This window comes from Glycomyces amatae, from assembly GCF_020991375.1.
GTDB classification, from domain to species: domain Bacteria; phylum Actinomycetota; class Actinomycetes; order Mycobacteriales; family Micromonosporaceae; genus Glycomyces; species Glycomyces amatae.
This window is the reverse complement of the sequence record NZ_JAJLQZ010000004.1, coordinates 340,663-355,023: the sequence shown is the minus strand read 5'-3', so window position 1 is coordinate 355,023 and position 14,361 is coordinate 340,663. Positions and strand designations below refer to the sequence as shown.

The following is a 14,361-nucleotide window of genomic DNA, read 5'->3' as shown; positions in this document are numbered from 1 at the left end:
GACCGAACCGAGGCACGACGCGTTGAAGAAGCTGCTGAACTCCTGGGCCATCCGGCTCAACCTGCTGGCCATCGCCGCGGCCGCCACCGCCGTCGCGGCCCACCACATGACCTGGGTGACCCTCGGGCTCGCGCTGGCGGTCTACGGCATCATCGCCTGGCGGCGCGAAGGCGTGCAGGCGCTGCGCATCGCGCGGATCCTCACCGCCTTCGCCATCCTCATCGAGGTCTGGTACTCCGGCGGGTTCGACCGCTGGCCGCTCCTGGCCGCCGGCATGCTCGTCACCTGCTTCTTCGCGGTCGCCGACGTCGCCAGCAAGGGCCTCAACGTCGAGTACCTCCAGTCGGTCAACCTCGACGTCGAGCGGACGACCGGCGAGCGGTGGTCGACCCCGCCCATGATCGGGCACCTCACCAACGTCCTCGCGGTCCTGTACGTGCTCTCCGCGATCCACTCGGGACCGGGCGCGTTCACGACCGACCTGGCCCTCCTGGTGCTCGCCATCGTCGGCTTCGGCTGGATCGGCCGGGCCGTGCTCCGCGGCTACCTGCAGCGCCGCCGCGTGTCCCACCCGATCGACGGCCGCGTCATGGACGCCGTCGAGCGCCTCCGGCCGAGGTTCGTGATCCACTTCGCGGGCGGCCGCGAGTCCGAGTACCAGCTCGCCATGTGGCTGCCGTACTTCGACCGCGTGGGCGACCCGTACATGGTCATCATCCGCGACCGGTACCTCTTCGACGGGATCGCGGCCCTCACCCGCGCCCCGATCGTGCTCGTGCCCGCCCAGTCGGTGCTCGACACGATCCTCCCCGACAGCGTCCGCGCCTGCTACTACGTCAACCACGCCGTCAAGAACGCGCAGCTGATCAAGCTCGACAACTACCTCCACGTGCAGCTCATGCACGGCGACTCCGACAAGGCCATCAGCCGCAGCCCCGTCTCGCTCATGTACGACCGGGTGTTCGTGGCCGGGCAGGCCGGCGTCGACCGCTACCACCGCCACGGCGTCGACATCCCGAACTACAAGTTCAAGAAGATCGGCCGCCCGCAGCTGCACGACCTCCAGGTCGGCCGGCGCCAGCGCCTGCCCGAGGCCCGCCCGACGGTGCTGTACACGCCCACCTGGACCGGCCTGACCGCCGACGTCAACTACTCGTCCCTGCGGGAGGGCAAGGCCATCGTGGAGGCGCTGCTCGAACGCGGCGTCGACCTGATCTTCCGCACCCACCCCTACACGCGCACCAACGCCGCCTACTTCGCGCTCGCCGAGGAGATCAAGGCGATCGTGGCCGCCGACGCGGCCAGGACCGGCCGCCCGCACCTGTGGGGCGCGCAGGCCGAGACCGAGGTGACGCTCACCGAGTGCATCAACGCCGCCGACGTGGCGATCTCGGACATCAGCGGCACCGCCTCGGACTGGCTCTACAGCGGCCGCCCGTTCGCCATGACCGACCCGAAGGGGTTCGGGCCCTCGTACCTGGAGGAGTTCCCGCTGGCCAAGGCCGCGTACCTGCTCGACCCCGACGCCGGGAACATCGAGCAGGTCCTCGACGAGCTGCTGCTGACCGACTCGAAGGAGGAGCTCCGGGCGGAGGTCCGCGAGTACTACCTGGGCGACATCGCGCCGGACGAGCTGATCCCGCTGTTCGCCAAGGAGGTCAAGGCCACCTACGCCCACCCGGTCCGCAAGGTCGCGACGGGCGAGTCGGCGCTGCCTCCCGCCCCCGTCGCCTGAGACCGCACCGTCAGGGCCCCGGCGCGCCGCGCCGGGGCCCTGCGCGCGTTCAGTTCGGGCGGGCCGCGCCCGCCCGCCGGCGCAGCGGTATCGGCAGGCGCTCCGGTGCCCGAGCGCTCGCGGGGTGCGGCGCGACCAGGCCGCGCCGGTCGCGCTCGGCGCACAGGTCCGCGAGCTTCTCGTACGCGGGCGCGCCGAGCAGCTCGGTCAGCTCCACCGCGTACGACAGGTACACCGGCTCGGCCGCGGTGTGCGCCAGCGGCGAGCCGGTGCACCACCAGTCGAAGTCGTGCCCGCCCGGGCCCCACGAGGCCCGGTCGAACTCGGTGATGAGGGTGACCTCCACGCTGGTGCCGTCGGCGTGGTGCTCGGTCTTGAAGTCGCGCTTGACCGGCAGCTGCCAGCACACCTCGGGCTTGTACTCCATCGGGTGGACCCCGTCGCGCATCGCCTGCTGGTGCAGGGCGCAGCCCGAGCCGGTCGGGAAGCCCTCCCGGTTGTGGAAGACGCACGCGCCGTCGACCACCGCGGTCTTCTTCGCCGGCTCCTCCTCGCCCTCGTCGTTCTCGAGGGTGTCGTCGACGATCGTGTCCTTCCACCGCCGGTGCAGCTGCCACGTCTCGGGCGTCAGCTTCTTGACGATCCGCTTCGTGCGCGCGATGTCGGCCTCGTCGGTGTAGAACGCCCCGTGCAGGCAGCACCCGTCGGCCGGGCGGTCCGCCTCGATCCCGGGGCACCCGCCCTCGCTCGGGTGCCTCCCGAACACGCACCCCCACCTCGAAAGGAGCCACGTCAGATCGGCCCGGACCATCGTGTCCTGATCGGCCGGGTCGAGGAACTCCACCCACTCGCGGTCGAAACCCGCGGCCACCTCGTCGGTCATCCGTCAACGGTACCCGCCGCACCGCTCCCGGACCGGTGCGCGCCGCACCGCTCCGGCCCCGAACCGGCACGGCGTACCCTTGTCCCCGTGACCCAGTCCGTCCCGGTTCTGCTGTCGACCACCTCCGTCTACCCGGAGCCCACCGCGGTGGGCTTCGAACTCGCCGCCGAGCTCGGCTACGACGGGGTCGAACTCATGGTTTTCACCGACCGGGTCTCCCAGGACCCGTCGGCGGCGGCCAGCCTCGCCAAGCACTACGGCGTCAAGATCGGCGCCGTCCACGCCCCGTGCCTCCTGGTCACCCAGCGGGTGTGGAGCGCCGACCCGTGGACGCGCCTGCGCCGCTCGGTCCAGGCCGCCCAGTACCTCGACTCGCCCACGGTCGTCATCCACCCGCCGTTCTCCTGGCAGCGCGACTACGCGGCGAAGTTCTCCACCGTCCTCGACGGGCTCAAGGCCCGCTACCCCGAGGTCACCATCGCCGTGGAGAACATGTTCCCGCTCAAGGTCGGCAGGCGCAACCTCGTGCCCTACCGCCCCCACTGGGACCCCACCCGCCACGGCTACGACGCCTACACCCTCGACCTGTCGCACTGCGCCGCCTCCGGCGCCGACGCGCTCGCCATGGCCGAGCGCATGGGCGACGGCCTGCGCCACATCCACCTGTGCGACGGCACCGAGCCCGGCTCCGACCAGCACCTCGTCCCCGGCCGCGGCACGCAGCCGTGCGCCGAGCTGCTCGGCTCGCTCGGCGCCTCCGGCTGGGAGGGGTCCATCACCCTCGAGGTCTCGACCCGCAAGAGCGGCAACCGCACCAGGCGGGCCGACGACCTGTACGAATCCCTGAAGTTCGCCCGGGACGCGCTCGGCGGCTCCACCCCGAACTGACACCGACACTTCGGTTCGCGTTCGCTCGGTATTCACGCCCGTTTGCTGAAGATTACTGGTCACCGATACGGCCCCGGCCGCGTCGCCACCGAGTGATCCGAGTACAGCAAGCGAGGACGCATGCCACAACCAACCCGAGAGTTCATCCCCGCGGCGAAGCCGCACATCGGCGAGGACGAGATCGAAGCGGCGGTCGCGGTCCTGCGCAGCGGCATGGTGGTCCAGGGACCGGAGGTGGCCGCGTTCGAGGACGCGTTCGCGAAGGTCGCCGCGACCGCGCACTGCGTCGCCGTGAACTCCGGCACCTCCGCCCTCCAGCTGGCCCTCACGGCCATGGGCGTCGGCCCCGGCGACGAGGTCGTCGTGCCCTCCTTCTCCTTCGCCGCGAGCGCCAACGCGGTCCGCCTCGTCGGCGCCGACCCGGTCTTCGCCGACATCGAGCCCGACTCCTTCTGCATCGACCCCGACTCGGTCGCCGCGCTCATCGGCCCCCGGACCGCCGCGATCATGCCGGTCCACCTGTACGGCCACCCCGCCGACATGGCCCGCCTCACCGCGCTGGCCGAGCGCCACTCGCTGGCGGTCCTCGAGGACGCCTGCCAGGCCCACGGCGCCCAGATCGACGGGAAGCCCGTCGGCTCCTTCGGCGCGGCCGGCGCCTTCAGCTTCTACCCGACCAAGAACATGCACGCCCTCGAGGGCGGCATGGTCTCCACCGACGACGCCCGGCTCGCCCGCACCCTGCGCCTGCTGCGCAACCAGGGCATGGAGCAGCGCTACGCGAACGAGATCGTCGGCGCCAACATGCGCATGACCGACGTGGCCGCGGCCATCGGCCGGGTCCAGCTGACCCGCCTGGAGGAGTGGACCGAGGCCCGCCGCGCCGCCGCGGCCCGCTTCGACAGCGCGTTCGCGGACGCCGCGGCCGTCACCGCGCCGCCGGTGGCCGCGGGAGTCCGGCACGTCTACCACCAGTACACGATCCGCGTCCACTCGGGACGCGACCGGGCGCAGGAGCTCCTGCGCGAGGCCGGCGTCGGCAGCGCCGTCTACTACCCGACCCCCATCCACCGGCTCGCCCCCTACGCGGCCGGCGGCGCCGACCTCCCCGAGACCGACCGGGCGGCGGCCGAGGTCCTGTCCGTGCCCGTCCACCCGTCGCTGACGGGCGACGACCTCGACCGGATCGTCGAGGCCGTGACCGGGCTGGAGGGGCGGCTGTGAGCACCGAACGCCTCCGCGCCGGCCTCGTGGGCCTCGGCGCCATGGGCCGCAACCACGCCCGCGTCCTCCACGCCCTCGGCGGCGTCGACCTGGTCGGCGTCGCAGACCTGGTGGCCGACGCCGACGCCGTCCCCGGCGGAGCCCCCCTCGTCGGCGACGTCACCGACCTCATCGCGCTCGGCCTCGACTACGCCGTGGTCGCCTGCCCCACCGCCTACCACGAGCAGGTGGGGCTCGCGCTGGCCGAGGCCGGGGTCCACGCGCTCATCGAGAAGCCCCTGGCGCACACCGCCGAGGCCGCCGCCGCCCTCGCCGCCGCCTTCGCGTCGCGTGGCCTCGTCGCGGGCGTGGGCCACATCGAGCGGTACAACCCGGCCGTCCTGTCCCTGCGCGCGCGGCTCGAGGCCGGCGAGCTGGGGGAGGTCCTCCAGGTGGTGACGAGGCGCCAGGGCCCCTTCCCGCACCGCATCGCCGACGTCGGGGTCGTCAAGGACCTCGCCACCCACGACATCGACCTCACCAGCTTCGTCACCGGCCAGTCGTACCGGACCGTCAGCGCCCAGACGGTCTCGCGCTCGGGCCGCGAGCACGAGGACCTGGTCTCGGCGGTCGGCCAGCTCTCGGGCGGGGCCGTCGCGAACCACTCGGTGAACTGGCTGAGCCCCTTCAAGGAGCGCACCGCCGTCGTCACCGGCGACCGCGGCTGCTTCGTGGCCGACACGCTCACCGCCGACCTCACGTTCTACGCCAACGGGGTCGAGAACACCGAGTGGGAGGCGCTGCGCGCCTTCCGCGGCGTGTCCGAAGGGGACATGGTCCGGTACGCCATCCGCAAGCGCGAGCCTCTCCTGGTCGAGCACGAGCACTTCCGCGACGCGGTGCTCGAACGGGAGGCCGACATCGTCGACCTGCGCCAGGGCCTGGCCACCGTCGAGGTGTCCGAGCAGATGCTCCGCTCGGCCGAGCTGGGCCGCACGGTCGTGCTCGCCGACGCCGTCCCCGCCCGATCGTGAAGCGGCCGCAACCCGAACCGAGGAGATCCATCCTGTGAACATCTGTGTCGTCGCCCTGGGCAAGATCGGGCTGCCGCTGGCGGTCCAGTTCGCGTCCAAGGGCCACCGCGTCATCGGCGCCGACGTCAACGCCCGCACCGTGGAGCTGGTGAACGCCGGCGAGGAGCCGTTCCCGGGCGAGCACCTGCTCGGCGAGCGGCTCGCGGAGGCCGTCGCCGCCGGGAGGCTGAGCGCCACCGCCGACACCGCCGCCGCGGTCGCCGAGTCCGAGGCCGTCGTCATCGTCGTCCCCCTCTTCGTGGACGCCGGGGGCGTCCCGGACTTCGGGTGGATGGACGCCGCCACGCGGGCCGTCGCCGAGGGCCTGCGGCCCGGCACGCTCGTCTCCTACGAGACGACGCTCCCGGTGGGCACCACCCGGGAGCGCTGGGCCCCGATGCTCGAGGCCGGATCGGACCTCAAGGCCGGCAAGGACTTCCACCTGGTGTTCAGCCCCGAGCGGGTCCTGACCGGGCGGGTCTTCGCGGACCTGCGCCGCTACCCCAAGCTCGTGGGCGGGATCGACGACGCCTCCGCGAAGGCCGGCACCGCGTTCTACGAGGCCGTGCTCGACTTCGACGAGCGCGAGGACCTGCCCCGGCCCAACGGCGTGTGGGACCTGGGCTCCTCGGAGGCCTCCGAGATGGCGAAGCTCGCCGAGACGACCTACCGGGACGTCAACATCGGGCTGGCGAACCAGTTCGCGCGCTTCGCCGACAAGCGGGGCCTGGACGTCATGAAGGTCATCGAGGCCTGCAACTCCCAGCCCTACAGCCACCTCCACCGGCCCGGCATCGCCGTCGGCGGGCACTGCATCCCGATCTACCCGCAGATGTACCTGTGGAACGACCCCGAGGCCACGGTGGTCCGGGCCGCCCGCGACGCGAACCGGGCGATGCCGTCCTACGCGGTCGACGTGCTCGAGGCCGCCTACGGGGACCTGACCGGCGCCGCCGTGCTCGTCCTCGGGGCCGCCTACCGCGGCGGCGTCAGGGAGACCGCGTTCTCCGGCGTGTTCCCGCTCGTGGCGTCCCTGCGGGACAAGGGCGCGGTGCCGTACGTGGCCGACCCCATGTACACCGCCGAGGAACTCGAGCAGGAGGGCCTGCCCGCCCACCGCGGCGAGTCCGCGACCGCCGCGGTCGTGCAGGCCGACCACGCCGAGTACCGCCGCCTCGCCCCCGGGGACCTGCCCGGTGTGAAGGTGCTCCTCGACGGCCGGCGCGTCACCGACCCGGCCCGCTGGCAGGGGACGCGCCACATCGTCCTCGGCGGCTGACGGCCTTCCACGGGAGGGCGCGGCGACGCCGAGGGGGCCGGTGCGCGCGCACCGGCCCCCTCGACGTTCCGGACCGGCCGCCGCGGGGCCGGTCCGGGCCGCGCTACCGGCGCAGGTGCCGTTCGAGCGTCGCCACGACGGCGCGGCCCGCCGCGCCGTCGCCGTACGGCGTCCCCTGCGCGGCGGCCGGGGCGGGGCGGGCGGCGACGGCGCGCCACTCGGCCGCGTCGAGCCGGTCGGGGCGGGGCACCAGGAGGTTCCAGCCGCCGTCGAGGGTCTCGACCCACTCGGTCTCGGTGCGCAGCGTGGTGCACGGGCGGCCGAGCAGGTAGGCCTCCTTCTGGAGCCCGCCGGAGTCGGTGACCACGCCCGAGGAGGCGAGCACGGTCGCGACGAGGCCGCGGTAGGGCAGCGGCGCGACCGCCGTGAGCGAGCCCTGGGTGAGCTTGAGCCCGTACTGGTCCGCCTTGGCGCGCAGGCGCGGGTGCGCGAGCAGCACCACCGGGACCGGCAGTGCCGCCAGCGAGCCCACGAGCGCGGCGAGCAGCTCGGGGTCGTCGGTGTTCTCGGCGCGGTGCAGCGTCGAGACCAGGAACGGCGCGTCGGCGTCGATCCCCTCGGGCAGGTCCGGCCGCCCGCCCGCGGCCAGCACGGCGTCGCGGGTCCGGAAGCAGACGTCGACCATGACGTCGCCGACGTTCACGGCCCGGTCGGCCAGGCCCTCGTCCGCCAGGTGCCGCACGGCCTCCTCGGTGGGGGCCAGCAGCAGGTCGGCGCAGTGGTCGGTGAGCACGCGGTTGTGCTCCTCGGGCATGCGCCGGTTGAACGAGCGCAGGCCCGCCTCCAGGTGCGCGACCGGCAGGTGCTGCTTGACCGCCGAGAGGGCCCCGGCGATCGTGGAGTTGGTGTCGCCGTAGACGAGGACCCAGTCGGGGCGCTCGGCGTCGAGGATCGGGTCGATCGCGGCGAGCATCGCCCCGGTCTGGGCGCCGTGGGTGCCCGACCCGATGCCGAGGTGGAAGTCCGGGTCGGGGATGCCGAACTCGCTGAAGAACACGTCGGACAGCTCGGGGTCGTAGTGCTGGCCGGTGTGGACCACGCGGTGCTCGTGCCCGGTGCCCTCGAACGCCGCCGCGACCGCCCCGAGCTTGACCAGCTGCGGTCGGGCGCCGACGATGCTGACGACCTTCATGCCGCCTCCTCCGCTTCGATCTCGACCAGGGCCCCGTCGCGTTCGGCGAAGCGCGCCCCGGTGTCGGGGCAGCGCCACCGGCGGTCCCCGTCGGCCTCCAGGCGCGAGCCGGTGCGCCCGACCCACCCCGCCCGCTCGGCGGGCACGCCCATGACGAGCGCGAAGTCGGGCACGTCCCGGGTGACCACGGCCCCGGCGGCGACCATGGCCCAGCGTCCGATGCGCACGGGCGCGACGCAGACCGCGCGGGCGCCGATGGAGGCGCCCTCGGCGACGTCGACGCCGACGGGCTCCCAGTCCGCCGCCCCCTTGAGGGTCCCGTCGGGGCCGACCGAGCGCGGGCGGTGGTCGTTGGTGAACACGACCGCGGGGCCGACGAACACGCCGTCGGCCAGGCGCGCCGGCTCGTACACCAGGGCGTAGTTCTGGATCTTGACGTTGGCCCCGACGCGGACGCCGGTGCCGATGTACGCGCCCCGGCCGACCGTGCAGTGGTCGCCCAGGACCGCGCCCTCGCGCACCTGCGCGAGGTCCCATATGGAGGAGTGGTCGCCGATGCTCGCGGTCTCGTGCACCTGAGCGGATTCCTGAATCCTGTAACCCATTCGCTGCTTTCAACTCATTCGACGGGAGCCGGCGCGGGCGCGCCCGCGGCATCGCGGACTGCCGTCGCCGCATCGACCACAACGGATCGAAGCGAATTCCTTTCGGCCCGGTTCCGTACGCGAAGGAAACTGCGAGAGAACGGTATGTGAACGATGCCGTCTCGTACGATATGGCGTTGAACGGCGGCCGGGACGCGGCCGATCGCGATATTCGGAGGAACCATGGGCAACCCCCCGGGGCGCATCGTGATGCTGGTGCAGAACGGCGTCGTCGGCGACTCGCGCGTGCAGAAGGAGGCCGCTTCCGCCGCCGCGGCGGGATGGGAGGTGACCCTGCTGGGCCGCACCGACGGCAAGCGCGTCCGGGAGTGGGAGCTCGGTGGCGCCGCGGTCCGCCTGGTGCCCACGGGAAGGGCCTTCGACCGGCGCCGCCACGAGGTGCGCCGCGCCTGGCTGCGCAGCCCTCTCGCGTACCCGCCCGGCCCGCTGGAGGAGTACCGGCGCCGGCAGGTCTCCGCCCGCCGCGCCGACATCGCGGACGCCAGGGCGCGCCTGGCGGCCGAGACCCGGCGGCGCGGGGCCGCGGCGACGGCCCTGCCCCGGGCCGCGCTCGCCGCCGCGACCGCGGCCGCGGGGGCCGCGGCGCTGTGGACCCGGGCGCGCGTCCGCGCGAGCCGCCGCGTGCGCGAGGCGCGCGCCGGCGCCGCCGCGCCCGTGGACCGCCTCGCCTTCCGGTTCTGGAAGGCGCTGCTCGGCGACCGCGCCTGGCGCCGGCTCGACCCGGCCCTGTGGGAGCTGGAGCTGGCGTTCGGCCCGGTCATCGACCGGATCGAGCCCGACCTCATCCACGCGAACGACTTCCAGATGCTCGGCGTCGGCGCCCGCGCGAAGAGCCGCGCCCGCGCGGCCGGACGCGACGTCAAGCTCGTGTGGGACGCCCACGAGTTCCTGCCCGGCATGAAACCGTGGAAGCCCCACCCGTGGTGGCACGCCGCGCAGCTCGCCCACGAGCGCGAGTACGCCCCGTACGCCGACGCCGTCGTCACCGTCTCCGAGCCCCTGGCCGACCTGCTGGTCGAGGAGCACGGCCTGACCGAGCGGCCCGCGGTCGTCATGAACACCCCCGACCTGGACGAGCGCGGCGGCGAGGACGACGAGCCGGTCCCGGACCTGCGGGAGCAGTGCGGCGTCGAGAAGGACACGCCGCTGATGGTCTACAGCGGCGTCCCGCTGGTCCAGCGCGGCATCCACATCATGGTCGAGGCGCTCCCGGCGCTCCCGGACGTGCACGCGGCCCTGGTGGTCTCGAAGCCCCAGTGGCAGTACGTGCGCGACATGGCCGCCCGCGCCGAGGAGCTCGGCGTCGCCGACCGGGTCCACATCCTGCCGCACGTGCCGCACCACCAGGTGGTCGAGTTCGTGTCGGCGGCCGACATCGGCGTGAGCCCGAACCACCACCACCAGAACCACGAGATCTCCCTCAACACCAAGTTCTTCGACTACTCGCACGCGCGGCTGCCGATGGTCGTCTCCGACGTGAAGACCATCGCCGCCGAGGTCCGCCGCACCGGCCAGGGCGAGGTGTTCCGCGCCGAGGACACCGAGGACTTCGTCCGCGCCGTCAAGCAGGTCCTCGCCGAGCCCGAGCGCTACCGCGCGGCCTACCGCGACCGGGTGCCCCTGGACGCGTGGACCTGGCGGCGCCAGTCCGAGGTCCTCGCCGGCGTCTACGAGGGGCTCATCGGCCGGCCGGCGGTGGACGCGTGAGCGCCGGGCGCCGGGTGGCGGTGGTGACGCCCTGGTACCCCGACGCCCAGCGCCCCTACCGGGGCTCGTTCGTGCAGGCGATGGTCGAGGCCGTCGCCCCCGGACTCGACGGCGTCGACGTCTACCACGTCGACGGCTGGGCCGTGACCGGGGAGCCCGAGCGGCTCCGCCGGGTCAGGGACCTCCACCGGAGGCTGCTGCAGCGCGCGTTCGCCCCGGCCCCCGCCGTGGCCGGAGCGGTCCTGTACCGGGTGCCGGCCGCCGTCGAACGCAACCCCGACCACGCCCTCCACTCCCGCAGGTACGCCGAATGGCTCGGTGTCGCCCTGGGCGGCAGGCCGATCGAGGCCGACGTGATCCACGCGCACGTCCCGATGCTCGGCGGCTACGCCGCCCTGGAGCACTGCCTGCCCGGCACCGAGGTCTACATGACCGAGCACTCCTCCTTCCTGCAGGAGGTGCTCGACCAGCCCGACGCGCGCGCCCTCTACGACGAGATCCTGCACCGGACCGCCGGGCTCTTCGTCGTCGGCGAACCGCTGCACCGGCTCATCGGCGAGGTCTTCCCGCACCACGCGGGCAAGCTCTCCTACATCGCCAACCCGATCGACTTCTCCTCGCGCCGCGAACGGCGACCCGCCGAGCTGCGCCGGTGGCTGTCGGTGGCGGGCCTGATCGAACGCAAACGGATCGACCACCTGCTGCGCGCCTTCGCGGACTGCCGCGCCGGGGACCCCGCGCTCACCCTCACCATCGCCGGGGAGGGCGAGCTGCGCCGCCCGCTCGAAGCGCTCAGCGTCGAACTGGGCGTGGACGACGCGGTGGACTTCGTCGGCGCGGTCGACCCCGGCGAGATCCCCTCGCTCATGGCCGACCACGACCTGCTCGTCCACACCAGCCGCCACGAGACGTTCGGCGTGGTCGTGGTCGAGGCCCTCGCCGCGGGCACTCCGGTGCTGGTGTCCCGCTCGGGCGGCTCCGACCAGGTCCTCTCCGGGATCGAGGACGACGCCGGGCAGCTGGTCGACGTCGTCGACGACCCCGCCGCCTTCGCCGACGCCTACTGGTCGCTGCGCGACCGGTACCCGCACAAGGTCGACCTCGAGGCCGCCCGGGAGCACGTGCGCGCCAAGTACTCCTACGAGGCCGTCGCCGCCCACCACCACCGGATCTGGTTCGGAGACCGCCCGTGAACGTCCTCTTCATCGCGCCGCGCGCCAAGCGGAAGCGGGCCGTCGCGGTCGAGACCCGCCGCGCCCTCGCCGACGGCCACCGGGTGCTCCTGGTCGCCGAGGCCGGGACGAAGCGGGACGGCTGGGACCTCGACCCCCGCGTCGAGGTCGCATGGCTCCGCGCGAACGCCATCGTCGTCCCCGAACGCCGCTCGACCGCGCTCCTGACCCGCCGCCTTCCCCTCGGCGTCCTGCGCCGCCTCGGCCGCGGCCCGCTGCGCGGCCCCGCCGCGAAGGCCGCCCGCCTTTGGAAGCGGATCGTCGTCAACCCGCTGAAACGCCGCCGCAAGCGCGCGACCGAGGCGCTGCGCGAACCGTACCGGCTCGACCGCGTCCGCGACGCGCTGCGATCGTCGGCGCCGGACTGGCTGGTCCTGTGCGAACCGTCGGCCCTCGAGCTCGCCGTCGACTTCGTCCCCGACTTCCTCGCGGAGCGGCCCCGGACCCGCACCACCTACGCATACGAGCCCATCGGAGGCGGTACCGATGAACGATGAGCAGCCGACCAGACCCAGGGTGCTCTACCTGGCCTTCTACTTCCCGCCATCGCGCGCGAGCGGGGTCTACCGGGCCCGCGCGACCGCCAACTACTTCGCGGAGGCCGGCTGGGACGTGACCGTGGCGCGCGCTCCGCAGTGGTTCCTCACCGACGTCGTCGGCTCCACCGACGACGAGCTGGAGGCCACCGTGGACCCGAGGATCCGCACCGTCAGCCCCGAACTCGACAACTTTCCGTGGGAGACCGACATCCGCGCCTTCGGCCGCTTCCGCGGCAACTTCCCGTTCCTGGCCAAGCGCTGGCACGAGTGGAGGCAGCGCTTCGCGTTCCCCGACCGCTACGCCTCCTGGGGCGAGGCCGCGGCGGCGGAGGGGCTGCGGCTCCACGCGGAGCGCCCGTTCGACCTCGTGATCGCCACCGGGAACCCGTTCGCGGCGTTCGGCGCCGCCTACGAGCTCGGCCGCCGCACGGGCGTGCCGTACATCGTGGACTACCGGGACTCGTGGACGCTCGACCTGTTCGCCAACGCCGACGCGTTCCCGAGGGGCCACCGGGCCTGGAAGTGGGAGCGGCGCCTCCTCGAAGGCGCCGCCGAGGCGCTGTTCGTCAACGAGGCGCTGCGCTCCTGGCACGCCGAGCGCTACCCGAAGGCCGCCGACCGGATGCACGTGGTCCTCAACGGCTGGGACCCCGACGTCCTGCCGGAGGTCCCCGCGGCGGCCGCCGACGGGGACCGCCCCCTCTCCTTCGCCTATGTCGGCACGCTCACCGGGGCGCAGCCCATCGAGGCCATGGTCGAGGGCTTCGACCGCGTCAACCGCGAGACCCGCCACGCGGGCAGCAGCCTGGACCTCTACGGCCACATCGGGTTCTTCTCCGGTTCCGAGTCCCGGCTCCGCGGCCGGCTCGGCCTCGACGAGCTGCCCGACGGCGTCCGCATCCGCGGCCCGGTCTCCAAGGCCGAGATCGGCCGCGCCTACGCCGACAGCGACGTGCTCGTGTTCCTCGCCGGCGGCTCGAAGTACGTGACCTCGGGGAAGATCTTCGAGTACATGGCCACCGGGCGGCCGATCGTCTCGGTGCACGAGCGCGGCTGCGCGGCCGAGGAGCTGCTGCGCGACTACCCCCTCTGGTTCGCCCCCGCGAGCCTCGACCCGGCCGAGGTCGCCGCCGCGATGGCCGAGGCCGGCGACGCCGCCAGGAAGGCCGACCCGGACGCGGCCGCCGAGGCCCGGCGCTACGCGGCCTCCTTCACCCGCTACCGGGCCTTGGCGCCCTTCGAACGGCGCTGCCGCGATCTGGTGGCCGGAAGGAGCGGGCAGTGACGACGGCACCGACCGCGGCCCCGCCGGAGCGGGTGGTGCTGCTGCTGTACCGCACCTCGGGCGTCACGCGCGCCAACGGCTACGCCGAGTACGTGAGCGAGCGCGGCGTCGAGGTCCAGGCGGTCGTCGCCGACGGCCAGGGCTGGCGCCGGGCGCCGAGGCTCCACCCGTCGATCGACGTGTACTCGCTCGGCCGCGCCGAGAACCGGCTCCCGCTCCTGTGGGCGTACGTGGCGCTCGTCGAACGGCTCCCCGGCGGCCTGCTCCGCCGGCTCCAGGGGCGCGTCCCCGGGGCGGGCTCGGCGGCGCGGGTCCACCGCAAGGTCGCCGGGAAGCTCCGCAAGCACGTGTTCTGGCGCGTCTACCGGCCCCTCCGGCACCAGGTGCTCACGCCGGTGGCGGTGCGGCGGCTCGGCCGCCTCGATCTGGCCGGGGCGGCCCGCGTCATCTGCATGGACGAGGCGGCGATCCCGCTCGGCTGGGCCATCGCCAAGCGGTACCCGGGCCTGGAGGTCACCCGCGCCGCGGACCGCCGCGTCTACGAGGACCGGCCGGTCGCGGCCCCGGACGGGCCCCCGGCGGCCGGGAGCCGGCGGTACGCGACGCTGTAGCCCGGCCGAACGGGGCGAACCCCGTGAAACCCGCCTCTCGGCCGGGGAGAACGCGGGTGCCATGGAGGA

General features: G+C 73.7%; 13 protein-coding genes. 10 read left to right on the top strand and 3 right to left on the bottom strand.

Annotation, left to right across the window (positions count from 1 at the left end; translation table 11 throughout):
• Window positions 1-22: 22 nt before the first annotated feature.
• Complete coding sequence (locus tag LO763_RS08875) at window positions 23-1,735, top strand: CDP-glycerol glycerophosphotransferase family protein (RefSeq protein WP_230601608.1); 1,713 nt, start codon at window positions 23-25, stop codon at window positions 1,733-1,735.
• A gap of 49 nt (window positions 1,736-1,784) precedes the next feature.
• Here the strand turns inward: LO763_RS08875 and LO763_RS08870 are convergent, their stop codons facing one another.
• The gene (locus LO763_RS08870; protein ID WP_230601607.1) at window positions 1,785-2,618 is read right to left on the bottom strand and encodes a DUF3109 family protein; all 834 of its coding nucleotides are present in this window, start codon (window positions 2,616-2,618) and stop codon (window positions 1,785-1,787) included.
• Between the two features lie 87 nt (window positions 2,619-2,705).
• Here LO763_RS08870 and LO763_RS08865 point away from each other — a divergent pair, with 87 nt between their 5' ends.
• The 4 genes from LO763_RS08865 to LO763_RS08850 all read left to right on the top strand — a co-directional run bounded on the left by LO763_RS08865 (window position 2,706) and on the right by LO763_RS08850 (window position 7,061).
• Window positions 2,706-3,506, top strand: coding sequence for a sugar phosphate isomerase/epimerase family protein (locus LO763_RS08865; RefSeq protein ID WP_230601606.1), 801 nt, complete (start codon window positions 2,706-2,708; stop codon window positions 3,504-3,506).
• 120 nt (window positions 3,507-3,626) lie between these two features.
• On the top strand, window positions 3,627-4,730 hold the full coding sequence (locus LO763_RS08860) for a DegT/DnrJ/EryC1/StrS family aminotransferase (protein WP_230601605.1): 1,104 nt from the start codon (window positions 3,627-3,629) through the stop codon (window positions 4,728-4,730).
• The gene (locus tag LO763_RS29695; protein WP_230601604.1) at window positions 4,727-5,743 is read left to right on the top strand and encodes a Gfo/Idh/MocA family protein; all 1,017 of its coding nucleotides are present in this window, start codon (window positions 4,727-4,729) and stop codon (window positions 5,741-5,743) included. The genes LO763_RS08860 and LO763_RS29695 overlap by 4 nt, the downstream gene beginning before the upstream one ends.
• Before the next feature lie 34 nt (window positions 5,744-5,777).
• Window positions 5,778-7,061, top strand: coding sequence for a nucleotide sugar dehydrogenase (locus tag LO763_RS08850; RefSeq protein WP_230601603.1), 1,284 nt, complete (start codon window positions 5,778-5,780; stop codon window positions 7,059-7,061).
• A 103-nt stretch (window positions 7,062-7,164) separates the two neighbouring features.
• On the opposite strand, the gene wecB is transcribed toward LO763_RS08850, so the two are convergent.
• On the bottom strand, window positions 7,165-8,253 hold the full coding sequence (wecB, locus tag LO763_RS08845) for a non-hydrolyzing UDP-N-acetylglucosamine 2-epimerase (protein ID WP_230601602.1): 1,089 nt from the start codon (window positions 8,251-8,253) through the stop codon (window positions 7,165-7,167).
• A complete protein-coding gene (locus LO763_RS08840; RefSeq protein ID WP_255672038.1) occupies window positions 8,250-8,858 on the bottom strand; it encodes an acyltransferase in 609 nt (202 codons plus the stop codon). Before LO763_RS08840 ends, wecB begins: the two co-directional genes overlap by 4 nt.
• Before the next feature lie 222 nt (window positions 8,859-9,080).
• On the opposite strand from LO763_RS08840, the gene LO763_RS08835 reads away from it, so the two are divergent.
• The 5 genes from LO763_RS08835 to LO763_RS08815 are packed head-to-tail and all read left to right on the top strand — an operon-like array spanning window position 9,081 to window position 14,292.
• On the top strand, window positions 9,081-10,625 hold the full coding sequence (locus LO763_RS08835; protein WP_230601600.1) for a glycosyltransferase family 4 protein: 1,545 nt from the start codon (window positions 9,081-9,083) through the stop codon (window positions 10,623-10,625).
• Window positions 10,622-11,818, top strand: a complete 1,197-nt coding sequence (locus LO763_RS29690) for a glycosyltransferase family 4 protein (protein WP_230601599.1) — start codon at window positions 10,622-10,624, stop codon at window positions 11,816-11,818. The genes LO763_RS08835 and LO763_RS29690 overlap by 4 nt, the downstream gene beginning before the upstream one ends.
• A complete protein-coding gene (locus tag LO763_RS08825) occupies window positions 11,815-12,354 on the top strand; it encodes a hypothetical protein (RefSeq protein ID WP_230601598.1) in 540 nt (179 codons plus the stop codon). Before LO763_RS29690 ends, LO763_RS08825 begins: the two co-directional genes overlap by 4 nt.
• Window positions 12,344-13,681 (top strand): glycosyltransferase, encoded by a 1,338-nt coding sequence (locus LO763_RS08820; RefSeq protein WP_230601597.1) that lies wholly within the window; start codon window positions 12,344-12,346, stop codon window positions 13,679-13,681. Before LO763_RS08825 ends, LO763_RS08820 begins: the two co-directional genes overlap by 11 nt.
• Window positions 13,678-14,292 (top strand): hypothetical protein, encoded by a 615-nt coding sequence (locus LO763_RS08815; protein ID WP_230601596.1) that lies wholly within the window; start codon window positions 13,678-13,680, stop codon window positions 14,290-14,292. The genes LO763_RS08820 and LO763_RS08815 overlap by 4 nt, the downstream gene beginning before the upstream one ends.
• The last annotated feature ends 69 nt before the right edge of the window (window positions 14,293-14,361 follow it).

Bases quoted from the DNA above. Each gene is read 5' to 3' on its own strand.
- LO763_RS08870 (WP_230601607.1), bottom strand. From the start codon at position 2,618: ATGACCGACGAGGTGGCCGCGGGTTTCGACCGCGAGTGGGTGGAGTTC.
- LO763_RS08860 (WP_230601605.1), top strand. From the start codon at position 3,627: ATGCCACAACCAACCCGAGAGTTCATCCCCGCGGCGAAGCCGCACATC.
- wecB (WP_230601602.1), bottom strand. From the start codon at position 8,253: ATGAAGGTCGTCAGCATCGTCGGCGCCCGACCGCAGCTGGTCAAGCTC.
- LO763_RS08840 (WP_255672038.1), bottom strand. From the start codon at position 8,858: ATGGGTTACAGGATTCAGGAATCCGCTCAGGTGCACGAGACCGCGAGC.
- LO763_RS08835 (WP_230601600.1), top strand. From the start codon at position 9,081: ATGGGCAACCCCCCGGGGCGCATCGTGATGCTGGTGCAGAACGGCGTC.
- LO763_RS08820 (WP_230601597.1), top strand. From the start codon at position 12,344: ATGAACGATGAGCAGCCGACCAGACCCAGGGTGCTCTACCTGGCCTTC.